Source organism: Bdellovibrio sp. HCB274, assembly GCF_047306075.1.
In the GTDB taxonomy this organism is placed as follows: Bacteria; Bdellovibrionota; Bdellovibrionia; order Bdellovibrionales; family Bdellovibrionaceae; genus Bdellovibrio.
On the sequence record NZ_CP178623.1, the window covers coordinates 2,084,900 to 2,105,717 of the forward strand.

Annotated in this window: 21 protein-coding genes and 1 tRNA gene; 13 read left to right on the forward strand and 9 right to left on the reverse strand. The window is 46.8% G+C overall.

Annotation, left to right across the window (positions count from 1 at the left end; translation table 11 throughout):
* Positions 1-176 precede the first annotated feature (176 nt).
* On the reverse strand, positions 177-353 hold the full coding sequence (locus ACLWNV_RS10165; RefSeq protein WP_413584289.1) for a hypothetical protein: 177 nt from the start codon (positions 351-353) through the stop codon (positions 177-179).
* Between the two features lie 262 nt (positions 354-615).
* Here ACLWNV_RS10165 and ACLWNV_RS10170 point away from each other — a divergent pair, with 262 nt between their 5' ends.
* The 3 genes from ACLWNV_RS10170 to ACLWNV_RS10180 are packed head-to-tail and all read left to right on the forward strand — an operon-like array spanning position 616 to position 3,451.
* On the forward strand, positions 616-1,554 hold the full coding sequence (locus tag ACLWNV_RS10170; RefSeq protein ID WP_413584290.1) for a DUF1524 domain-containing protein: 939 nt from the start codon (positions 616-618) through the stop codon (positions 1,552-1,554).
* Positions 1,554-2,234: an RluA family pseudouridine synthase gene (locus ACLWNV_RS10175; protein ID WP_413584291.1), complete on the forward strand. Its 681-nt coding sequence runs from the start codon at positions 1,554-1,556 to the stop codon at positions 2,232-2,234. The genes ACLWNV_RS10170 and ACLWNV_RS10175 overlap by 1 nt, the downstream gene beginning before the upstream one ends.
* A 14-nt stretch (positions 2,235-2,248) precedes the next feature.
* The gene (locus ACLWNV_RS10180) at positions 2,249-3,451 is read left to right on the forward strand and encodes a serine hydrolase domain-containing protein (RefSeq protein WP_413584292.1); all 1,203 of its coding nucleotides are present in this window, start codon (positions 2,249-2,251) and stop codon (positions 3,449-3,451) included.
* 43 nt (positions 3,452-3,494) lie between these two features.
* Here the strand turns inward: ACLWNV_RS10180 and ACLWNV_RS10185 are convergent, their stop codons facing one another.
* Positions 3,495-3,935 carry a hypothetical protein gene (locus tag ACLWNV_RS10185; protein ID WP_413584293.1) on the reverse strand — a complete coding sequence of 147 codons (441 nt, stop codon included), beginning with the start codon at positions 3,933-3,935 and terminating at the stop codon, positions 3,495-3,497.
* A 171-nt stretch (positions 3,936-4,106) separates the two neighbouring features.
* Between ACLWNV_RS10185 and ACLWNV_RS10190 the strand changes: the two genes are divergently transcribed.
* The 3 genes from ACLWNV_RS10190 (at position 4,107) to ACLWNV_RS10200 (ending at position 6,134) form a co-directional block, all read left to right on the forward strand.
* Complete coding sequence (locus ACLWNV_RS10190; protein WP_413584294.1) at positions 4,107-4,694, forward strand: hypothetical protein; 588 nt, start codon at positions 4,107-4,109, stop codon at positions 4,692-4,694.
* Between the two features lie 104 nt (positions 4,695-4,798).
* Positions 4,799-5,320, forward strand: coding sequence for a hypothetical protein (locus ACLWNV_RS10195; RefSeq protein ID WP_413584295.1), 522 nt, complete (start codon positions 4,799-4,801; stop codon positions 5,318-5,320).
* Positions 5,321-5,381: 61 nt separating this feature from the next.
* Positions 5,382-6,134 carry a class I SAM-dependent methyltransferase gene (locus tag ACLWNV_RS10200; protein WP_413584297.1) on the forward strand — a complete coding sequence of 251 codons (753 nt, stop codon included), beginning with the start codon at positions 5,382-5,384 and terminating at the stop codon, positions 6,132-6,134.
* A 182-nt stretch (positions 6,135-6,316) separates the two neighbouring features.
* On the opposite strand, the gene ACLWNV_RS10205 is transcribed toward ACLWNV_RS10200, so the two are convergent.
* The 4 genes from ACLWNV_RS10205 to ACLWNV_RS10220 form a co-directional block, all read right to left on the reverse strand.
* Positions 6,317-6,408, reverse strand: a tRNA-Leu gene (locus tag ACLWNV_RS10205).
* A gap of 72 nt (positions 6,409-6,480) precedes the next feature.
* On the reverse strand, positions 6,481-7,173 hold the full coding sequence (locus ACLWNV_RS10210) for a hypothetical protein (protein ID WP_413584298.1): 693 nt from the start codon (positions 7,171-7,173) through the stop codon (positions 6,481-6,483).
* Positions 7,170-7,871, reverse strand: a complete 702-nt coding sequence (locus ACLWNV_RS10215) for a DUF3943 domain-containing protein (protein ID WP_413584300.1) — start codon at positions 7,869-7,871, stop codon at positions 7,170-7,172. The genes ACLWNV_RS10210 and ACLWNV_RS10215 overlap by 4 nt, the downstream gene beginning before the upstream one ends.
* On the reverse strand, positions 7,846-8,595 hold the full coding sequence (locus ACLWNV_RS10220; protein ID WP_413584301.1) for a phosphatase PAP2 family protein: 750 nt from the start codon (positions 8,593-8,595) through the stop codon (positions 7,846-7,848). Before ACLWNV_RS10220 ends, ACLWNV_RS10215 begins: the two co-directional genes overlap by 26 nt.
* Positions 8,596-8,691: 96 nt before the next feature.
* Here ACLWNV_RS10220 and mdtD point away from each other — a divergent pair, with 96 nt between their 5' ends.
* The gene (gene mdtD, locus ACLWNV_RS10225; protein ID WP_413584302.1) at positions 8,692-10,137 is read left to right on the forward strand and encodes a multidrug transporter subunit MdtD; all 1,446 of its coding nucleotides are present in this window, start codon (positions 8,692-8,694) and stop codon (positions 10,135-10,137) included.
* Between the two features lie 99 nt (positions 10,138-10,236).
* A complete protein-coding gene (locus ACLWNV_RS10230) occupies positions 10,237-11,121 on the forward strand; it encodes a 3'-5' exonuclease (protein ID WP_413584303.1) in 885 nt (294 codons plus the stop codon).
* A gap of 2 nt (positions 11,122-11,123) precedes the next feature.
* Here ACLWNV_RS10230 and ACLWNV_RS10235 read toward each other — a convergent pair whose 3' ends face one another.
* Positions 11,124-11,603 carry a hypothetical protein gene (locus ACLWNV_RS10235; protein WP_413584304.1) on the reverse strand — a complete coding sequence of 160 codons (480 nt, stop codon included), beginning with the start codon at positions 11,601-11,603 and terminating at the stop codon, positions 11,124-11,126.
* 60 nt (positions 11,604-11,663) lie between these two features.
* Between ACLWNV_RS10235 and ACLWNV_RS10240 the strand changes: the two genes are divergently transcribed.
* From ACLWNV_RS10240 to ACLWNV_RS10250, 3 genes are all read left to right on the forward strand, one after another.
* On the forward strand, positions 11,664-12,950 hold the full coding sequence (locus ACLWNV_RS10240) for an Hsp70 family protein (protein ID WP_413584305.1): 1,287 nt from the start codon (positions 11,664-11,666) through the stop codon (positions 12,948-12,950).
* 183 nt (positions 12,951-13,133) lie between these two features.
* Positions 13,134-13,805 (forward strand): PilZ domain-containing protein, encoded by a 672-nt coding sequence (locus ACLWNV_RS10245; RefSeq protein WP_413584306.1) that lies wholly within the window; start codon positions 13,134-13,136, stop codon positions 13,803-13,805.
* A 106-nt stretch (positions 13,806-13,911) separates the two neighbouring features.
* Positions 13,912-14,991 carry an AI-2E family transporter gene (locus tag ACLWNV_RS10250; RefSeq protein ID WP_413584307.1) on the forward strand — a complete coding sequence of 360 codons (1,080 nt, stop codon included), beginning with the start codon at positions 13,912-13,914 and terminating at the stop codon, positions 14,989-14,991.
* Positions 14,992-15,143: 152 nt separating this feature from the next.
* On the opposite strand, the gene ACLWNV_RS10255 is transcribed toward ACLWNV_RS10250, so the two are convergent.
* Positions 15,144-16,760, reverse strand: a complete 1,617-nt coding sequence (locus ACLWNV_RS10255; protein WP_413584308.1) for a fumarate hydratase — start codon at positions 16,758-16,760, stop codon at positions 15,144-15,146.
* 542 nt (positions 16,761-17,302) lie between these two features.
* Here ACLWNV_RS10255 and ACLWNV_RS10260 point away from each other — a divergent pair.
* A complete protein-coding gene (locus ACLWNV_RS10260) occupies positions 17,303-18,829 on the forward strand; it encodes an MFS transporter (protein WP_413584309.1) in 1,527 nt (508 codons plus the stop codon).
* Positions 18,830-18,963: 134 nt separating this feature from the next.
* Positions 18,964-19,935 (forward strand): universal stress protein, encoded by a 972-nt coding sequence (locus ACLWNV_RS10265; RefSeq protein ID WP_413584311.1) that lies wholly within the window; start codon positions 18,964-18,966, stop codon positions 19,933-19,935.
* On the opposite strand, the gene ACLWNV_RS10270 is transcribed toward ACLWNV_RS10265, so the two are convergent.
* The gene (locus tag ACLWNV_RS10270) at positions 19,932-20,423 is read right to left on the reverse strand and encodes a response regulator transcription factor (RefSeq protein ID WP_413584312.1); all 492 of its coding nucleotides are present in this window, start codon (positions 20,421-20,423) and stop codon (positions 19,932-19,934) included. The genes ACLWNV_RS10265 and ACLWNV_RS10270 overlap by 4 nt on opposite strands.
* Positions 20,424-20,818: the final 395 nt, after the last annotated feature.

Here is a 20,818-nt window from a genome sequence, read left to right on the forward strand (position 1 = left end):
GTCATTTAAAAAAGCCCTTCTAATATTCAGAGACTTGTTTACCTTAAAAGCGTAAATTAATTAGTGACCATAAACAACTGCTGTGAACAGTGCGACATTTAGAGCTGCAGCTTTAAAAAATAAAAAACCCACCGCGAAGGGTGGGTTTTCAAAAACAGAATATCTTTTGTTAAGACCTATTGGCCTTCTGCTTTTTTCTCTTTGCAACCAGCGCAGTCACCTTTTACAGAGCACTCGCCAGAGCACGCAGCTTTAGCTTTATCCATCCCACATGCACAAGATTCTTTCGTGGATTTAGAAGCACAAGCACCAAGCATCAATGCCAAAACGGATGCGAAAACAATTTTCTTCATGAAAACTCCCTATTGTTATTTATCAGATGAATAATTTTGTGATTAATTCTCGTGCAGAGCAAGCAAACACTTCCAGACGCACCACGAAAGTTACCCTCTGCACCAATGCGCAATTACACGGCATTCTCACGGCCCTCCAAACACTTAACGCAAGAGGATATTTTTAAACAGAATCCTGACAGAATGTTTTGTTGAAACTCCCCAAACACCCAAGGTACGTTTCTATTCATTCGCGGGGGGAATAATGGATTTCGTGAGGGGCATGAAATTCGCTACGTTTATGGGGGTCTTTGCAACAGCTTTGCTGAGTGCAAACACAACCCGGGCACAGGAACAGTTGGAGCAACAATCTCCACCTGTCAATGCATCACAAGCGAGTGGATCACAACAGATTCCTGCACCATATACTGACAAGCCTGAATGGCATCAGTTCTACATGGTCGACGATTCTAACTTTGAACAAGTCACAGTTCGCACGCCAAAATCCGTGGCCAGCGAAATGCTTTCCCCAGGAGTTCTTCTTGAGGCCTTTGCTTCCAAAGTGAAGGTCCTGGTAGTGAACCTGCTTCGTTGGAATCAATACAATTACGACATGCCGGTTCCGGCTGAAAAATACATGCGCAAACTTCACTTCGGCCGCTGGATCAATGATCCCGCTGACGAAACCTGCATGAATACTCGTGCCAAGGTTCTGGTTCGTGACAGCAAATCTGAAGTCACTTATCGCAATGGCAAATTCTGTGTTGTTGAAGATGGCAAATGGGATGATCCGTATACAAATACAGAGCTGACATCTTCGCGCCAAATTCAGATCGACCACATGGTTCCTTTGAAAAACGCTTATATGTCGGGTGCATTTAACTGGGACTATAAACTTCGCTGCCTGTATGCAAACTACATGGGCCTGCGTGAGCATTTAGTTTCAGCTGAGTCCCACGAAAATATGTCCAAAGGCGACAGAGGCCCTGAAGGCTATCTGCCACCATTTGAACCAGGCCGCTGCCAATACATCCGTAACTGGCTGGCTATCAAGATGATCTGGCGTTTGACGGTGAATCCGGAAGAAGCGCAAGCAATCGCTGATAACATCACCAAATACAAGTGCCGCCCTTCTGATTTCGTGTTCACTAAAGAGGAACTTGCAAATCAACGCGACATCATCACGCAGAACTTGAACTTCTGCATGATCAATAAAAGATAATGTTTAATATTCTGTTTGAAGACGATTGGTTTCTGGCCGCTGAAAAGCCGGCCGGACTACCGTCACAGGCGACGGTGGATAAAAGCCGTCCCGACTTTTTCACCGAACTTAAAAAACAGCTTCAAGCAGAACGTGGCCGGGATTTTTACCTGGCCCTGCACCACCGCCTGGACCGCGACACGTCTGGCGTGATGATCTTTGCAAAAAACAAAGAGGCCAATGACCCCTTGGCAAATATGTTTAAGTCCCATCTGGTGCAAAAAACCTATATGGCCCTGACCCGAAATCGCAAAATGCCCGAAACCTGGGAAATCCAGAATCATCTGGGCGAAGTTCGTGACCACAAACTTAAAAAGATGAAGATGAAGTCCACCCAATCCGGGGGTGACAAAGCTCATACTAAGTTTCGTCTGATCGAAAAATTCAAACACGGAATGCTGGTCCAAGCTCAGCCTTTAACCGGAAGAATGCATCAAATCCGCGTGCATCTGGCGGAAGAGCACATGGGTATTTTTGGGGATGATATTTACCCTTGCAACAAAACCCCTCCGCCACCCCGATTGATGCTTCATGCTTTGAGTCTGGAGTTTACACATCCTTTTACTCAGAGCCCTGTTAAAATAGAATCTCCTTTACCCCAGGACATGAAAGATTTTATGCTTCTTCTGCAGTCGACTTAAAAAGGAGATTTCAGATGTTGCGTTTATTATTGTCGTCCCTGTTTTTGCTGGCCACTTTGGGCTGTGCCTCGAAGCCAGTTGCACCCACCAACGCCAACTTCGAGGAAATCCTTAAGGAGTTTATCGAAAAGCACAACATCCCGGGCGGCGCTATGGCGGTTTCTAAAAATGGAGTGTTTGCGTATAACGGAGCGGCTGGTTTTTCAGATAAAGAAAAACAAATGCTGACTTCTGCCGCGACACCGTTTCGTATCGCAAGCTCCACGAAACCCCTGACGGCTATCGCGGTTTTTCAGTTACTGGAAAAATCCGGGGGCGATATTCCAACAGCTTTGAATCGCCCGGTCTTTGGTAACAAAGGATATCTTCCTGAATACAAAAATATCAAAGACAAGCGCGTTCTAAAAGTGACTCTGAAAGATCTGCTTCAGCACACTGGCGGCTGGGGTTCGGAAAAAGATGACTATGACCCGCAGTACGATCTTTTCAACATCTCTAAAAAAATGAAATCTGCCGCACCGGCAGATGCGAAAACTGTGATTCGTTACGTTTTACAATATAAAAATTTGGATCGCGCCCCAGGCAGCCAATACCACTATTCAAATTTTGGTTACAACGTGCTGGCCCGCGTGATTGAAAAACTAAGCGGCCAGCCTTACGAGGACTATCTTAAAACGAACGTAATGGCACCGCTGGGTATCACCGACATGCGCATTGGCGGCAGTCGTCTGATTGAGCTTTTACCGGAAGAATCCCGCTATTACGACGATCCTCGCAGCCCCATGGTAACTTCACAGTTTGATGGCACCACTAAGGGTCCTATGGCTTATAACGAATTCTATCTGCCCACGATGGATGGTCATGGGGGCTGGATCGGAACTCCGTCAGATTTAGTTTTGATTCTGCACGCGGTAACACCGGGCTTGGGAAAAACACAATTGCTGAAACCTGAAACTGTTGAATTGATGGTTGCCCCGAATACTAACATCGGTAACCCCACAGCCTCTATGGGTTGGGTCAGCCGCGAAGGTGGCAAGGAGTTCGGTCACGCGGGAGCGCTGGAAACCGGAACGCTGTCTTACTTTGTTAAGAAATCAAATGGTGTTGCGTGGGCGGTGATTTTCAATCGCCTGCCGATCGAGAAGGTCGAAGAGATCGGGCCTTTGCTGCAAGGTCTGTCGCAAAGAATGGATCAGGAATTTACCAAGCTCAATTAAACAAAAACCCCACTCTTTTGAAGTGGGGTTTTTACTTTTAAGACTATTTCTTTTTAAAGATACAAGTGTCTGCTGTCGAGCCGCCGCCGTAATATTCACTGTAAGTATACTGAGCGGAAACAGTTAGCTCAGTCGCGGTGCGAGCTAGTGTAAAACGAGTCTCCTCGCCATCCCAACCGCTATCACCGAAAGTGACTTTTTCGTTTGAAAAGGAATCAACGTTTTTGATCACTGTCAGATAGCTTGCAGTGTCTTTGAATGCCGTTGTATCACCAACCAAAGTTACAACCACTGCCGATGGGTCGTAGTCGATATTTAAAGTACAAGTTCCACCATTCAAGGATTTCCCAGTAGCTTCATAACGATTTGTATAGGAACGAAGAAGTTGGAACGTGTTTAGTACCTCGTTAGGTACTTGAGAAGCTTGCGCAAGACCTGACAAGCAAAGACCAGACAATAAAACCGCAGTAAATAGAACCTTCATAACGCTCCCTTTAAGTTTTTGGCTGGAACTTCTTCTATCAAAAAGCTGCCCAAAACGAAAGCAGCGTATAGGGACCCTAAAATGATTACCCATCCTTGGGCGCTTTTAGATTAGCCTAATGTAACGAAAGTTACAGTGACAGCAAAACCGAGCCCGTGTCATACCTCTGCCATGGCAAGCAAAATCAAAGAACCGTCCCCACTTGTAGAATCCGTATTAGTTTTAGACAGTTATCTCTCTGAAATCGTTCGCTTGGGCGATAAAATTCAGACCATGGATTTGAAGTCTGACTTCGATTTTGAACAGGCGCAAAAGCTATTGAGCCGCTTTACTGAGTGCGGGCAAGGGGTTTCCGACGGAGTTCTGAAACTCTCCCAAAACCTGACTGAGGCCCGCGCCAAGGCAGAAAAAGCTGCTGAAGTGATCGCCGAAAAAGCTGCCATCCTGGAGGCCCGCCACAACCTGCACCAACAAAAAATGCAGGACTTCGGCCTCTTAGGGCAAAAGGTTGCGGCACTTACTCTATCGCTTAATGATTTAAAACGTCCCGAAGGTTCAACGCTAACTGATGAAGATCGCAGCATCTTAAAAACCCGCCTAGCAGACTTCGACACTCAACTGGAACCACTTATCCAGGAAGCCAAAGATCTAAGAACCAGCGCCCAGGAATCCAGAATCAAATCCCTGGAGCAAAGCACGGAGTCTTTGGTGCAAAAACTTACCACCGTAAGAAAGCAGCTTGAAACTTTTAGGGCGTGATTACCGCGACGCAAAACCGTTCGGTTCTGCATCGCAATACCTCACTTCGCAACTGTTTCCAGCACTGGCACACAGAGTTCAGAATATGCTAGCATGGTCATGCGATGAAAAAGATTTCTGTGATTTTCTGCTGCGTGTTTGTTTTGGGCGGTTTGCGATTCTGTTATTATGGATCGCTGTCGCGTTCTTGCATTTACACTGAAAACGAAGTTCCTCTCTCCGCAGAAATACTTTCTTCAAAAGTTCGATTCATAAAACCAGCCGCGATCCTTCGTGCGCCAGAGCCCGGGTACAGCTGTTTAGAACAAATGGCTAAAATCCCAAATCAAATCGTGCAGACCGAATCCGCACGCTATTACCCAAATATAAAAAGTGATCTTGTGGGAGCCGACTCAGCCTTGGAACTCACGCCGATAAAGCTCATTGACGTAACCAAACATGGTATAACGACCATGGATTCAGGCCCTGGTCCCATTCGCCATCTTATTTTGCAAGATCAATCAGGCAGCCTTTATCAGGCTGCAACAGTGAGCTTAGGCATTAATTCTGGTGATGAGTACCTTCAAGCCACCGGCCCTTCTGGCGTTTTTATCCTCAGTCCTGAAACCAAACTGACAGGTTATTGATTCCCAGGAAACACAACTCTTTCTTGTTGACCGATACCTCGCTCATGGCTGGAATAGTTGTATGTCTGAAAATCGTTACTACTTCCAACACGAAATCGCTTATCAACAAATTCGCCAAAACAACGGAGTTGGTTGGCAGAAGAAAACGTTAAGTGATTTTAGGTGCACCAACACCGAGGCAATTCTTGACTCATTAGTCACGAAACATTTTCCTCAAACTGAATCTAAGACAGCATTGGATTTAGGCTGCGGTGGTGGCTCCACCGCGCACTATTTTGCGGATCTTGGTTTTACGACATCCGGAATTGATATCTCCCCGACTGCCATCGAGTTAGCAAAAGAGATGGCGGCAAAGCTCGGCCGAAATATTTCTTTTGAAGTTGGCGATGTGGTTGAACTTGAACAACGCAAACAATCCTACGACCTTATCTACGACAGTCACTGCATTCACTGTATCGTTTTAGAAGAGGATCGCAGTCGTTTATATAAAGCTATCGCCAGCGCCCTGCGCCCAGGTGGTATTTTCATTATAGATACCATGGCCTATCGTGAAACTGCAGCCATGTGCGCAAATCCCGAACCACTTCGCTTCGATAATGATTACATTCTATGGCACAAAACCAAGAATAACTCTCTCGCTGGTGTAACTGAATACAATGGCGAACTATGGTGCCCGCAAAGACGAGTGTATCCCGTGGATACTCTTCTAAAAGAACTGTGTGCCGCCGGCCTTCAAACGATTGAGACAGCTATTGAAGATCAAGGCCCAGAAAAAACCTATATGCTGCGAGCAGTTTGCAAAACAAAAACCTAAAGGCGAGCCACGAAGGGGCAGCCAGAAAAAAACCACGAGCACCATTCCCTCTCCAAATTTCAAGTTCCGCAGTGCTCTGTAGCCAACTGGAACCCACAGAAAAAACATTGAACCCATCAATCAACAGAATGAAACGTAAAACAAAAAGAACGAGGACTGTCCGAAGAAATTTGGAGAGGGAATGGTGCCTCGGGCCGGAATCGAACCGGCACGACCCTGTAAAGGAATCCCAGGATTTTAAGTCCTGTGCGTCTACCAATTTCGCCACCGAGGCAATCGTGCGTGCGAAGAAGATCAGATCATACCTGTCTTTAGTTCAAGGTCAACTTTGGGCGCGGCGTTAAGATTAAAAAATGAAGCCACCCATGGTGACATAGATCGAATACAACTGGGAGCGTCCATCCAGAGACGATCTTGCCACAACAACAGGCACATCTTTCTCCATTTGAATGCCGCTTTCCCGGGTCAACCACTCCCCGGTCACAGCGACTTCCCAGAACCAGACAGTCTTTGTTTGTGATAAACGCATTCCGCCCCAGGCGACACCCAACATCGGGCCTTCGAACTGGATACGGTTATAGACTTCATCAAACTCTGGAAGCTTACGGCCATCCAGATAGATCACGTTGATATTTGAACCAGTGAAAGCTCTAAAATAAGGAACCTGCTCATCAAACCACCCCGCTGGCAGGCGATATCTAAATCCCACTGACAACTGCGTTCCCCAAATGCGGTAATCGTTCACCCGCGCAAACTTAATCAGGGAACTTGCTTCCAAGGCCCATTTGTCATTCAGGTAATAACCCACATCCGTTTTACCAGCGATACCCGCACCAAAATCCCGCGAAGCGCCGTCAACAAGGTAAACCCCACCCTGAATTCCCAGGCCGGCAGCAATGTGCGTGCCCTCTCTCCAGATCTGATCAACAGCAAACACTTCTGGCGTGGACTCTTTAATTAGATAGTCCTTCTGCTCTTGGGCAATCGCCTGAAGGGATGTCAGCGCAGCTAAGAATGAAAAAATAATTTTAATCATCATTCAAAACTCCAGCTGACGTTCACGCCTTTATAATTTTCTGAAACGATCGGAGCCACATATCCGTACTGGGAACTTGGCAACAACGTGAACGGATTAAATACGTAACCCAACAAACGATACGGTAGAGTTTTCTTGGAGTGATAGTACAAACTTAATTTTTCAAAGCCCACACCCACAACCGCACCCAAGACAGGAGTTAAATACATATCCTGAAAACTTGGAACCTCGGTCATTGTTTCGATGGTAAATTCAAAAGCCATGGACGATGCGACTGTCCAATAGAAAGCTGTCACTTCATCGTAACCGCGCGAGCGATAAAACTGATAATACAACTGCCCCGAATAGGCGTGTTTAAAAATATTGTAGTCGTAGGTGTCCTTGTCATAATCAGGAGTCCAGGGATTATGAATCCAGTTATCAAAAGAGGCATGCTCCTCGATAGTTTCCCATTGAGTGACAAGATATACTCCCCACTGCAAACCATACATGATTCCAAAGTACTTCCACTTATCACCAGGCTCGAACTCTGAAGCTGATTTCGGAAGGTGTCTGTACTGTTCATAAAGATCAGATGGTTTTTTCTCGATCAAATTAGAAACGTCAGGCGTCGCTGCTGAATCCTGGGCATGAGTATTCACCGCGCTGAACAACACGGTGGCACACAGGAGAATACTAAAAACTTTGCGAATAGTTGACAATCAAGCCTCCCGGCACTGGAACCGGATAAAATGTAATCGGATCTTTTTCACCCTTGGTAACCTGCGCACTGGCGCGGCCCCAATAAATACCGAGAGCCGCTGCCGCCACCGTGTCACTGAGCCAGTGCACTTGCGAGGCAATACGAGAAGCCCCAATAAACGTCGCCGTCGTATACGCCGCCGTTCCAATCCAGGGACCATATGAATAAGCCAATGAGGTTGCGATCGCAAAAGCGTTCGAAGTGTGCCCCGAAGGCCAAGCCCAACCTCGATCACCTGTTGGACGTTGACGATTGATACTCGCGGCCAGGGTTACATGAGTCAGTGTCGTTAAAGACATCGCACGCAATGCCTGCAAACCCGCCGTCTGATCCCACCAAAGTTGAGAAACTGCGAGGATCACTCCCGGACCACCACTCCCCAACATCGCGCCTAACTGCTTCCAGTCTTCTGACATAAGATCGTGACTTTGTGTGAAGTCGAGAACCTTGTCATCCTGCGAAGCTGCGGCAGCCGATGCCATCAAACCACCGACGATGATTCGTGCGCCGGTTTCATCAAACCCTTTCACAATCGTGGGTTTGAATTGATCCTCCCACAACCACGGAAAAAACGGCTTGGAATCCGTAGGATCATTCCAATGCAATCCATCAGAGGAGTAGGCAACATCGGCGAAAGAAAATGCTAACATGAGGGTGATACTTAACAGGCGAAAAATCGTCATTTAGAAAGTCTAACTGCTTTTCAACAACGCCGTCAAAGCGATCTTATTTTGCTGTCCTTTGGAAAGAAGAGTATAAAGAGAATGCGAGGCTATTCCATGTCCACGACTCCCACTTCCACATACACGGCATCTTCCTCTCCATCATCGAATCGCTTACTTTGGCTGGTGGCCATCGGCTTTTTCATGGAGACGCTGGACGCGACGATTGTAAATACCGCACTTCCCTCGATGGCGAAAAGTCTGAATACAAGTCCCTTCATGATGCAGGCAGTGGTGATCGCTTACGCTTTAACGATTGCAGTGTTAATTCCCGCTTCGGGCTGGATAGCTGATCGCTTCGGGACCCGTAAAGTATTTTTCTCTGCCATTCTCATATTCACAATTGGTTCTTTGTGTTGCGCACTCTCTCAAACTCTCACTCAACTCGTGGTCTCCAGAGTTTTGCAAGGAGTGGGCGGCGCTATGATGATGCCCGTCGGTCGACTGGCTGTTCTGCGCGCTTTTCCGGCGAATCAGTTTTTACGCGCCATTAGTTTCGTGACGATCCCCGCCCTGATTGGACCTTTGATCGGTCCCACTCTGGGTGGCTATCTGGTGGAGTACGCTTCGTGGCACTGGATTTTCTTAATAAACATTCCAGTCGGCATCATTGGTTGCATCGCCACTTACCTTGATATGCCCGACATTCGCGGCATCGAAACTCCAAAATTTGATTTAACTGGTTTTATTTTACTTTCGTTAAGCATGGTTTTGATTTCCCTGGCATTGGATGGAATGTCGGAATTGCGCTTCCCACAAGCGATCGTCTTAATTTTGATAATCTTTGGTCTGGCGGCTTTAAGTGCTTACTGGTTGCATGCCCGCCATGCTCACCGACCGTTGTTTTCGCTTTCACTGTTTCAATCCTCAACCTACACCATCGGACTTCTGGGGAATTTGTTTGCCCGTATCGGCAGCAGCAGTATGCCGTTTTTGATTCCGCTCTTCTTGCAAATCAGTTTAGGGTACTCGCCCTTTCAAGCGGGCATGACCATGATCCCCGTGGCACTTGCGGGAATTTACGCGAAAAAACTTGCGACGCCTTTAATCACGCGCTGGGGATATCGTAACACTTTGGTTTACAACACACTGACTGTGGGAATCATGATGGCAAGCTTTGCCCTGATTAACGAAAATCAGCCACAATGGTTGCGCATCGTTCAGTTGCTGATTTTTGGAACAGTCAATTCTTTGCAATTCACTGCGATGAACACTTTGACTTTAAAAGACCTGCAGCCGCGCTTGGCCTCCAGTGGGAACAGTCTGTTTTCGATGGTACAAATGCTGGCGATGAGTTTTGGTGTCGCCGCAGCGGGTGCCTTGCTTAGTACTTTTGCCGCCCATTACCCCGGAGCCCCGGGCGGCGGCATGGCGCTGGGAGCCTTCCGTGCTGCATTCCTTTGTATGGGTTTAATTACATGCAGTTCGGCTTGGATATTCTGGCAACTACCGCCCGAGATGGTGGGTCGCCCCAAAGACACTGAAAAAGTCTTGGTTGAGTAGTTTTAAACCTTCCGACGCTGCATTTCAGCGGCGCTTTTCAGATGAAAATGAACGAAGGTTCAACAATAATCCTTGGTGAATTTAAGACTGGGGATTTCTATGGCATTTCGTTGGATCGGTAAATCACAAGACGGTAACACCGTTACTTTGAAAAAACTTATTGATTGTCCTGTTAAGCCACCAGAATACGTCACAGAAAACTGGCTGCACACCAATCAGGATCTGGTTCGCACCGCGATGGTGCTGGATGTGGAAACCACAGGTCTTAATCAGAACGAAGATCAAGTTATTGAAATTGGTCTACGTCAATTTGATTTCAACAAAAACACCGGTGAGATTTTGCGCTTAGGTAAATCCTATTCAGCTTTTCAAGATCCAGGTCGCCCACTTTCGCCAGAGATCGTGGCCCTCACTGGCATCACCGATGAAGATCTCGCGGGCAAGAATATTGATTGGAATCACGTTGATCAATTGATCTCTGAAACTTGCCTGGTGATTGCTCACAATGCCAAGTTTGATCGTCCTTTTATTGATCGCAAATCCAAAACTTCCAAGGAAAGAATCTGGGGCTGCTCCTTTAAACAGGTCGACTGGCACTCAAAAGGTTTCACCAGTCCAAAATTGGAACTCCTAAACATCTATCACGGATTCTTCACGGATTCTCATCGTGCGCTAAATGATGTGGATGCCTTGCTTTACCTGCTAAGCATTCCTGAATCACAAAGTGAAAAACCATACTTGATGGAGCTTACCTCCAACGCCAAACGTATGATGACTCATATGATTGCAAGCTCCGCCCCGTTTGAATCAAAAGAGCATTTAAAATCCCGCGGCTATTCCTGGGACAACACGAATCGTTTTTGGTCCAAAGTTATTTTTAAAGACGATGTGAAAAACGAAATCACGTGGCTTGAAGACACCGTTTATTGCGGCCCCTTCAATGGCATTCAACGTGATATTCCTTTGATGGATAACTTTAAGTAACCTTACTTAACAGAGATAATTTCGTACTCACGAACCTGATCGCCTTGCTCAACAATGGCGACATCGCCCTCGACAAGATCAAGCAGCGCCTCGCCCAGAGGGCTGTTCGGAGTCACGATTTGGACTTTCTTACCCTCGAACGTGACGGTAACACCACCACCATGGGTCATCATGAACAGGTGGCTGGTTTTGCCATTGTTTTCGACTTCGATCAAAGCAGTGCCTGCGATTTTATCGTCAGGACCGAAGTCCTTAACATTCACGTGTTTAAGTACGACCAGGAATTCTTTAATATCTGCGATACGTTTTGCCTGGCCTCGCGCAAGGTAAGAAGCCTCAAGGCCCCGAGTATCGTATTGATTTTCAGCTTTGGATTCTTCGCCCGTGGCAGCTTCAATCGTAGCTTTAGCAGAGGCCGTTAATGCCTCGACGTCTTTTTCGACTTCGCTTCGGATATGATCAATCAGTTTTCGCTTATCCACACGCCACTCCAATGATACAATGACTCCTTTAGGGTGACTGATTTAAAGAAGGATTGCAATATGTCTGACTCGTTTCTTGCCATTGATTTTGGAACCAGTAACTCCCTGGTGGGAGCGTTTCATCAAGGCAAAGTTCACGGGGCCCTTCCGCTTGATCCCAAGTCCGCAGATCCGACATTAATGCGCACACTGCTTTACTTCCCAAATCCTGATCTTTGTTACTATGGTGCTGAAGCCATCGAGCAATACATCGAACAGGACATGGAAGGTCGACTTTTCCGCTCTTTCAAATCGCATCTGGCGAACCAAAGTTACCTCGGCACAGTGATTGAAAACCGCATCGTAACATTAGAAAACATGGTGGGCATTTTCTTATTGGAATTAAAAAAACGCGCTGAGAAACATTTAAATCACACGATTACTAAAGCAGTCATCGGCCGCCCTGCGCGCTATTCGATGGATGCTGTCGCTGATGGCTTTGCTTTACATCGTATGGAAAAGGCCGCAAAAATGGCAGGCTTTGAAGAAGTGCAATTCGTTCCGGAACCTTTGGCCGCCGCCTTTGACTATCGCAAACAAATCACCAAGGAAAAGATTGTTCTGATTGGTGACTTTGGTGGTGGTACTTCTGACTTCACTTTGATTCGTCTGCGCGCCGAAGGGTTTGATAACAAAGATGTGCTGGCGATTGATGGTTGCCCGTTGGCTGGAGACGCTTTGGATTCAGTTTTCATGAGCCACCGCTTAAGTGATCACTTCGGTGCAAAGTCCCGCTATCGCCTGCCAATGAGTAGTAACGTTTTATCGATGCCTCCAGCGATTTCGCAAAAACTGAATCACCCTGCCCACATCGTTCACTTAAAAGAGCGCGACACTTACGAATTTATTCGTGAAGTTAAAAAGTGCTCACTCACTGCCAAGGACAAAGAAAGCATCGAGCGTCTTTTCATCTTACTGGAAGACCAGCAGATCTTTCCGTTCTTTGAAGCCATTGAAAAAACCAAACGAGGGCTTTCCGCAGCAGCGCAGACAGATTTCACTTTCGACTATCCCGGTATTGAGCTTACGGAAGAATTCACGACTCAGCAGTTCGTGGATTGGGCGATGAATACCCGTCATAAAATATTCGAAGGCCTGGATCGCTGCCTGGAATCAGCTCAAATCAAGCCCGAGCAAGTGGATCTGGTTTGTCTCACTGGCGGAACAGCCAAAGTGCCTTTTATTCAGACGGAGCTCGAAAACCGCTTCGGAAAACAGAAGCTTCAGACCCAGGCTCACTTCCACTCCGTCCTGTCGGGCCTGGTGGAATCGGCAAGCTTTTGGGCAAACGGACAAAAGGTCACTTAATTTTCAGCTCATATTCAACCTGTTAGCATTCACCAGCTGTCATCTAAAACCATGACAGCTGTCTAACTTTTTCGCTTCTCCTCCCCTTATTTTACAACTGGCCATGGCCCTTAAGTTGCTTTGTCTCATTGCATGGAACGTTGCTGATCTCAAAAAACTTCATTCGCTCTGGGGAGGGCTTCGATGAAAGCACACATCTATATTAACGGTATCCACGCACTGCCAACCGCAATCAAAAAAGACAAAACACTGAAAGCCGAAATCGTCGAAAATCCGTATGATCTACGTGAGCTGATGAAGCTCGATCCAGACTCAGAAAAAATCATCGTCGCTTACTTGCCGTTTTTGGAAGTGCGCCACTATGAGCTTTACCGCCACCTGCAAAAAAACACGCCGAACTTAAAAATCTTCTTTATCGTGAGTGAACTTTCCAGCACCATGCGCATCCGCCTAAAAGCCGACAATGATTTCGTAGTGATGTGGAAAACCGAAGAAGGCAATATTCTTAGAAATATCCATAAGTATCTGGATGGAAAAAACGTGGAGTCACGTCAGGATCGCCGCGAACACGCGACCTCCAAGGGTCTTTTAAGCCCCTCAAAACTGCCATTGGGCAATCAGAACAAAGGCTTTCAGCCGATTTTGGGCGGAAGCTTTGAAAATCTCTCGCCCCACGGCTCCTGCATGAAAATTCAAGCGCCTTTTTATGAGCATAAGGACTTTGTGAATTTAACATATCAAAACAAAGAAGGCGATTTTGTCTCTTTGGAAGGACAAGTGCGCTGGTCGAAATGGAATAAAGAGACCAACACACAAGAATTGGGCGTGCAATTCCTTTCCTCAGTCGTAGTTTAATAAATTATTAATGTACGTTTTTATTGCGGGAGGCATCAGTTCGTTGGCGCTGCTTCCTGCGTGTCTTTTCTTGCATGCATCTAAGAAACACAGTTTAATCTAATCCATGATTGATGCTTTAAAAGAACGATCCGAATTGATCACGTGGATAATCCTTCTTCTGATGGCAGGTCTTTTTACCTACATCAACCTTCCCTTCCTTTTACCATTAATTCTTGCCGGTATTTTTGCGATGGGATTAATTAATTTTGCAAATCGCATGTGCGCAAAAACCCGGGCTCCGCGCTGGTTGTCGTTGGCGTGCCTTACAATCGTGGGCTTGGCATTGGTTTGGCTTCCGTTGACGCTGGCAACTTATCGCATTGGTGTTCACTTGGCTTCGCCGCAGGAATTTGCAGCAACGCCAGTGATGACTCAGCTACAAAATCTGCAAAAATCTGGTTTGAATTTACTAAAGCAAGCCACGCAGTGGACCGGATACGATTTGGTAACTCCTGCCCAAGGAATGATAGCCTCTGTATTTGGCAAAGTTGGAAATTGGGCTTTGGCTTTTTCTTCTGCCCTGGTTACTCAGCTTCCTGGGATCTTATTTAACTTCTTTATCTTCGTCGTATTTTTGTATGCGCTTTTATTAAAAGCGGCTCCTATCAAGGAATTCGTCATTCGCTATAGTCTGGTTGACGACAAGCTCACAGAAAATCTAATCAAGGTGGCTAAAGAAGCCTGTGCTGTAACGTTGTTTTCAACTTTCGTGATCGGCGTGATTCAGGCATTCTTTATCGGCATTGGCGGATTGATTTTCGGCGAGGGCGACTTCTGGTTGGTCGTGACCGTGACCTTTGTAGTTTCCTTCATTCCCATCATTGGCGCGGCGCCCGTGGGTTTCCTATTGGCAATTTTAGCTTTCATCGGTGATCGCATCGGTCCTGCCATCGGTATGGCCATCGTCGCAACTCTGGCTGGAACAATTGATAATATTCTTAAGCCAATTCTAGCTGGCAACATGGGTGATCAAAAAATCAATCCACTCGTGGGCTTCACTTGTGTCATCGGCGCCGTCATCATGTTCGGAATCCCAGGCCTGCTATTCGGCCCGGTCATCATGAATCTGGCCTACGGCACAATCCCGTTGTTGCTAAACCACCTAAAACGCAACGGCTCCAGCTTCTTCACTAACGACACCTAAAGGTACGGACACACTTTTGGTAGCAATGGCGCATCAAAATAAAAAAGGCAGGAACTCATCCTGCCTTTTTTATTGTTTAAGTAAATCCGTACCTCTTGGTAAGTCCGAATTTTCTTAATGCATTGCTGCTACCAAAAGTGTGTCCGTACCTTTTAGACTTTACGCAGGAAGGACTTGAAGAAGTCATTGCCTTTGTCGTCGACGATGATGAAGGCTGGGAAATCTTTTACTTCGATTTTCCATACGGATTCCATGCCGAGTTCTGGGAAATCCAGCACTTCCACTTTCGTGATGCACTCTTTACCCAAGCGCGCTGCTGGGCCACCAATCGAGCCCAGATAGAAACCACCGTGCTTTTTACAAGCATCCGTCACTTGCTGAGAGCGATTGCCCTTACCCAGCATAATCATCGAACCACGCAGGCTTTGGAATGTATCCACGTATGGATCCATGCGCTCGGAAGTCGTTGGGCCGAATGAACCTGATGCATAACCTTTTGGAGTTTTCGCAGGACCTGCGTAGTAAACGGCATACTGCTTAAAGTAGTCAGGAACACCTTCACCGCGATCCACTTTTTCTTTTAGCTTCGAGTGTGCGATATCGCGGGCTACGATCATCGGACCGTTTAACATCACACGAGTTGCCACTTTCAAAGACGAAAGAATTTTTAGAGTTTCCTCAATCGGCTGATTCAAATCAATGCTGATTGCTTCAGCTGCCGTGTCTTGAAGATGATTTGGCAGATATTGTTCAGGGTGAAGTTCCAATTGCTCAAGGAAGATACCTTCCTTGGTGATTTTACCGCGAATGTTACGGTCTGCAGAGCAGCTCACACCCACACCAATCGGACAGCTTGCGCCGTGACGAGGCAGGCGGATCACGCGCACATCGTGCACGAAATACTTACCACCGAACTGCGCTCCGATTCCGGATTCGCGAGCCCATTTTTCAACTTGTTTTTCCATTTCGATATCGCGGAACGCACGACCACCCTCAGAACCTGAAGTCGGAAGTCCATCCAGATATCCTGCTGAGGCGTATTTAACTATTTTCAAAGTTTCTTCAGCAGAAGTACCACCCACACAGAACGCCAAATGGTACGGAGGACACGCCGCCGTCCCTAAAGACACCAAAACTTCCTTCACGAATTTTTCAAACCCTTCCGGATTCAAAACTGCTTTGGTTTTTTGATGCAAATAAGATTTATTGGCAGAGCCACCGCCCTTAGCCAGGAACAGGAAATGATACTCGTCACCCTTTTCAGAATAGATATCAATTTGCGCTGGCAAGTTGGTGCCGGTATTTTTCTCTTCAAAGAATGTCACTGGCGCCATTTGCGAATAGCGCAGGTTGCGTTTTTGGTAGGTGTTATAAACACCTTTCGACAAAAACTCCTTGTCATCAAATCCTGTAAAAACAGATTCACCTTTTTTACCCACCACAATCGCAGTTCCCGTATCCTGGCAGGATGGGAACTCCATTTGTGCCGCGATAATCGCATTTTTCAATAGATCCACCGCTACAAAGCGATCGTTTGCGGAAGCTTCCGGATCCTGTAGAATATTTTCCAATTTTTGCAAGTGGGCTGAACGCAGCAAGTGCGACACATCGCTCAAAGCTTCCTGAGCAATCAGCTCCAGGGCTTCAGGGTTAACCACTAAAACTTCGCGTTCCCCGATTTTTTGCACGCTGACGTGATCTGAGGAAATCTTGCGATATTGAGTTGTATCTTTTTGCTTTTCATAGAGGGGGAAGTACTTAAATGACATGCAAATGAGAATAATGGCCCAGGGCGTTTCCGGCAAGGCTTGATGCGTACGCGCGCAACCCCTCGGAGGGCTTTTTAAGGTGGGATTTTTGGGTGGGACTTCGAACGCCGCGAAAGCGGCAAAATATGTGGGACCGGGGCTCTCTTGCGTTCGAGAGGGGTCCAAGGACCTTCCGAGGGAGGAGAATCAAACTTGTTGTCTCCTTCTGATACACAACTTATCAACCTGGACCTATAAGCACAAAACGATAATATTTGTCCCTTCCATAAGTTTTGCTTATGGATGAAAACCAGCTCCAATAGCGCTGAATTGAAGCTCCCAGAGGGAAAAACGCGCTGCTCTCTCTGTAAAATGTGCAGGTGTTATTTCAAATGTGAATAGAAGGCTGACTACCAATATCGTGATGCGCTGAATTTATAGCCATCTGAGAGTGAAATTGACCAAATCCTAAAGATTGTGAAGCGAATAAGCGCACTCCCCCGATTGCAAATTCCTTTTTTATCGCTTACGTTCTCCCCGCAAATAAAATTTTGGAGGCTTCCATGGCTTTGTTTCTAGTGGGACTGTGTCTTGCTGCGGTAATCATCCTTTACTTCAGCAACAATCCGTTGGGTCATTCGCGCAAGTTTATGATCCGTCGCTTTATCAACTGGTTCCCTCTGGGCATGTCTTATGCCTTCCTCTATATGGGACGTTACAATCTGAACGTTTCCAAAAACGCCCTGGGCGACATGATGACCAAAGAACAATTCGGGATCATCTTTGCAGCAGGTACCATCACTTACGGTCTTTCTTTCCTAATCAATGGTCCCATCGTCGATAAAATCGGCGGTAAAAAAGGGATCATCATCGCAACCCTGGGTTCTTCTTTGATGAACTTACTAATGGGTGGAGCAACGTACCTTTACCTAATGGGTCGTTTGAAAACAAACATGGTCGTGGCGTTCTCGATCCTGTTCGCCCTGAACATGTTCTTCCAATCTTACGGTGCCGTTTCCATCATCAAAGTTAAAGCCTACTGGTTCCACGTGCGTGAGCGCGGTGTCTTCGGCGCGATCTTCGGTACGCTGATTTCTTTCGGTGTGTACTTTGCCTTCGACTGGGGTCAGGCGATCGTTGAGGCTTCCAAGCTTCACATTGAAGGCCAGATGACGGCTTTCCAAAGCTTCATCCAGCACATCTTTGCTATCGACACAGGTGTGACTAACGCCACTTGGTTGGTGTTTACGATCCCGGCATTCCTATTGATCTGCTGGGCTTTGATTGACATGGTTCTTTTGAAGGATTCTCCGAAGGAAGCAAACTTTGGTGAGTTCGATACAGCGGACGCTTCTTCTGACGACGACGAAAATCTTAAGATCACGATGAAAGTGGTTCTTAAAAAAGTATTCTCCAGCCCTATCATGTACACGATCGCCTTGGTGGACTTTACTTCCGGCGTTCTTCGTAACGGTATCATGCAATGGTATCTGGTGTTTGCGCACGAGATGAAAGGCATCGATGAGGGTTTCTATAACGCCTCTCAGTTCTTTATTAAAAACTGGGGCTTGCTACTGTGCTTGACCGGTATCCTGGGTGGCTTCATGGCCGGAATGCTTTCTGACCGTGTCTTCCAATCCCGACGTGGTCCTCCGGCTGCGATCAACAATGCGTTGATGATCGTGCTTTTGATCCTGATGTCAGTGTTCCTGACTAAAGAACCAAACATCGTGGGTGGTGCGGCGATTATGATCACACTGGCTGTTATCGGGGTTCACTCCCTGATGTCTGGTACAGCGGCGGCTGACTTTGGTGGTAAGAAAATGACTGCCACAGCATCTGGTATCGTTGATGGTTGCGTGTACCTGGGTTCAGGTATCCAGTCTTTGGCGATCGGTTACTTGTCAGTGAAAAGCTGGCACTACTGGCCATTGTTCCTTTTGCCTTTCGCCTTCATGGGCTTGTTCCTTTCACTTCGCATGTGGAATGAACTTCCGGAAGCGACGAAAAAGTACATCCTGAAAAAAGAGCAGGAAGCTGCCAAAGAACAGGGCACGACTCTGGGCGCGGGCGATCCGGCTACAAACTAAAAGCTTTAAAGGCTCACCTCTGGTGGGCCTTTTTTGTATCCTCACAAGATGATTCGGGCTGGTCTTGCCGTCGATAGGGATTTTCGGGCGCAATAGAGATAAGCGCGCGCGAAAATCAGCTGCAGGAGGACGGTATGACAATTATCTGGGCCATGGATGCCTTTGAAGACAACAAAGAACTAAATCTAAAAATGGCCACCTATCTGACTCGTCTGCACGAGCGCACGGGGGCGGACATTTTACCCGTCTATTTGCTGCGAGAAAACGAGATCGTCCTTCCCAGCTACGAAGTGCCAACCTGGGTGACAGATCACTCCAGAACCGCCGAGGCTTTGTTTAAAGAGGTTCTTGAAGACTATCACCTGCCTTTCCTGCTGGAACCCAAGGTGATCCCTCACGCCTCCCAATCTCATGCCGGTGCGGCCGAGACTTTGACCAACTTCGCTGATCGAATCAAAGCCCAGATGATTGTGGTGGGAAATCACGGGCGCCAGGGTTTTCAGAGGTTTCTTCTGGGGAGCTTTGCGGAAAGCCTGCTGCTGGAGTCCGATGTACCGGTGATGGTGGTAGGATCTCAAGCGACTGCCAAGCCCATCACGAACATTTTATTTCCGACTGAGTTCGGCGATCACTCCAAAGAGAACTTCCGCCAGGTGCTGGATCTGGCAAAAAAATTAAATGCCGAAGTAACTCTTTTTCACTGCATAGCCCGCCCTATTGAAAGTCTTTTTGAGATGGACACACGTCCAAAAATTTATAATTTCAAAGGCAAGATGCTGACGCTCGAACAAATCGTCGAGCAGCAGATTGAGCATCAATCCTCACGCGCTCACCATTGGGTGACCTGGGCTCATAATGAAGGCGTCACCGCCCAATACCAGATCGATAGTTCGTATAAGTCTGTGGATGAGGCAATCCTGGAAGCGGCTTCGCAAATGAATACGGGATTGATTGTGATGGAGGCCCAGAGTGGACCGATGAGTTCGGCGATCTTGGGAAGCTTCACGCGCAATGTGGTTCGTAAAGCTTCCTGCCCGGTGTATGTTATCACCCGACACTTTTACGATCGCCCCGAGGATCGTTTTATGGACACGCCAGCTCCTTAGCCGACACGTCCTGATTGGGGGCGCATGCCCGCTGGGAGTTTCTTATAGGCGTTGTTCAAATGAGTTTTCAGAGTGGCTTTTGAAATAAAAAGCTGCTCGGCAATCTGCTGATTCGTTTGACCGCTCATTACCATTTGGATGATGCGAACTTCACTTGGAGTCAAACCGCGACCGATTAAAAACTCGGCCTGCTTATCGACCTTATCCGCACCCTGGGACAGCGGATGAAGAATCGTCGTAATGTTTTCGCCATTCTTAACCATCATCACATCGACATAATGACCATCAATGTTTTGATTTTTAAAAAGGTTCATCCCTTCTTGCAGGGGAGAAAGTTCTGCGACCTGTTTGCACATATCCGCGCAAACCGCATTCTGACAAACGGAACCTACACGGTCTCCGCACGTCGCTTTGGATAGATCATTTTGCTCCAAAACTTCATTGCTGCCATTTCGAACACACACGCTTAGTTTCACATTACCGCCCATGGAATTACCTCCTAGAGAGCATAGCCTATTATCATACGAAAATTCAATTTTACGAATGACCAGGATCATACTTTTCACATTTATGTAAATGTGAGGCCTGACCTCGTTTGCTCAATGACTCGGCGTGATGAAGGACTGTGTTCTCACTGTGCACACTCACTCAACCTACTCTGTATATTACAGAAAAGTAAGAAGGCACCTAACTTAATCCCATGGAAACTCGTGGAATTTTGACTAAGTTTTTGCGGAAATATCCGTAAAAAATTCGGAAAAGAGCGTTTTTTAGATGGTTTTATTGCGACCAAGTAATAAACAAAGAGCTTTTAGGTCTAGTTTCAGAATAAGACAATGGTTCAGAAAAATTTCTCACATGTACCCCTTGGCAAATCCTTGGT

Coding starts and splice junctions, on each gene's coding strand:
- ACLWNV_RS10270 (WP_413584312.1), bottom strand. CDS start 20,423: ATGGGCGGTAATGTGAAACTAAGCGTGTGTGTTCGAAATGGCAGCAAT.
- ACLWNV_RS10255 (WP_413584308.1), bottom strand. CDS start 16,760: ATGTCATTTAAGTACTTCCCCCTCTATGAAAAGCAAAAAGATACAACT.
- ACLWNV_RS10245 (WP_413584306.1), top strand. CDS start 13,134: ATGAAAGCACACATCTATATTAACGGTATCCACGCACTGCCAACCGCA.
- ACLWNV_RS10210 (WP_413584298.1), bottom strand. CDS start 7,173: ATGATGATTAAAATTATTTTTTCATTCTTAGCTGCGCTGACATCCCTT.
- ACLWNV_RS10185 (WP_413584293.1), bottom strand. CDS start 3,935: ATGAAGGTTCTATTTACTGCGGTTTTATTGTCTGGTCTTTGCTTGTCA.
- ACLWNV_RS10165 (WP_413584289.1), bottom strand. CDS start 353: ATGAAGAAAATTGTTTTCGCATCCGTTTTGGCATTGATGCTTGGTGCT.
- ACLWNV_RS10265 (WP_413584311.1), top strand. CDS start 18,964: ATGACAATTATCTGGGCCATGGATGCCTTTGAAGACAACAAAGAACTA.
- mdtD (WP_413584302.1), top strand. CDS start 8,692: ATGTCCACGACTCCCACTTCCACATACACGGCATCTTCCTCTCCATCA.
- ACLWNV_RS10175 (WP_413584291.1), top strand. CDS start 1,554: ATGTTTAATATTCTGTTTGAAGACGATTGGTTTCTGGCCGCTGAAAAG.
- ACLWNV_RS10170 (WP_413584290.1), top strand. CDS start 616: ATGAAATTCGCTACGTTTATGGGGGTCTTTGCAACAGCTTTGCTGAGT.
- ACLWNV_RS10190 (WP_413584294.1), top strand. CDS start 4,107: ATGGCAAGCAAAATCAAAGAACCGTCCCCACTTGTAGAATCCGTATTA.
- ACLWNV_RS10220 (WP_413584301.1), bottom strand. CDS start 8,595: ATGACGATTTTTCGCCTGTTAAGTATCACCCTCATGTTAGCATTTTCT.
- ACLWNV_RS10200 (WP_413584297.1), top strand. CDS start 5,382: ATGTCTGAAAATCGTTACTACTTCCAACACGAAATCGCTTATCAACAA.
- ACLWNV_RS10195 (WP_413584295.1), top strand. CDS start 4,799: ATGAAAAAGATTTCTGTGATTTTCTGCTGCGTGTTTGTTTTGGGCGGT.
- ACLWNV_RS10180 (WP_413584292.1), top strand. CDS start 2,249: ATGTTGCGTTTATTATTGTCGTCCCTGTTTTTGCTGGCCACTTTGGGC.
- ACLWNV_RS10250 (WP_413584307.1), top strand. CDS start 13,912: ATGATTGATGCTTTAAAAGAACGATCCGAATTGATCACGTGGATAATC.
- ACLWNV_RS10260 (WP_413584309.1), top strand. CDS start 17,303: ATGGCTTTGTTTCTAGTGGGACTGTGTCTTGCTGCGGTAATCATCCTT.
- ACLWNV_RS10240 (WP_413584305.1), top strand. CDS start 11,664: ATGTCTGACTCGTTTCTTGCCATTGATTTTGGAACCAGTAACTCCCTG.
- ACLWNV_RS10230 (WP_413584303.1), top strand. CDS start 10,237: ATGGCATTTCGTTGGATCGGTAAATCACAAGACGGTAACACCGTTACT.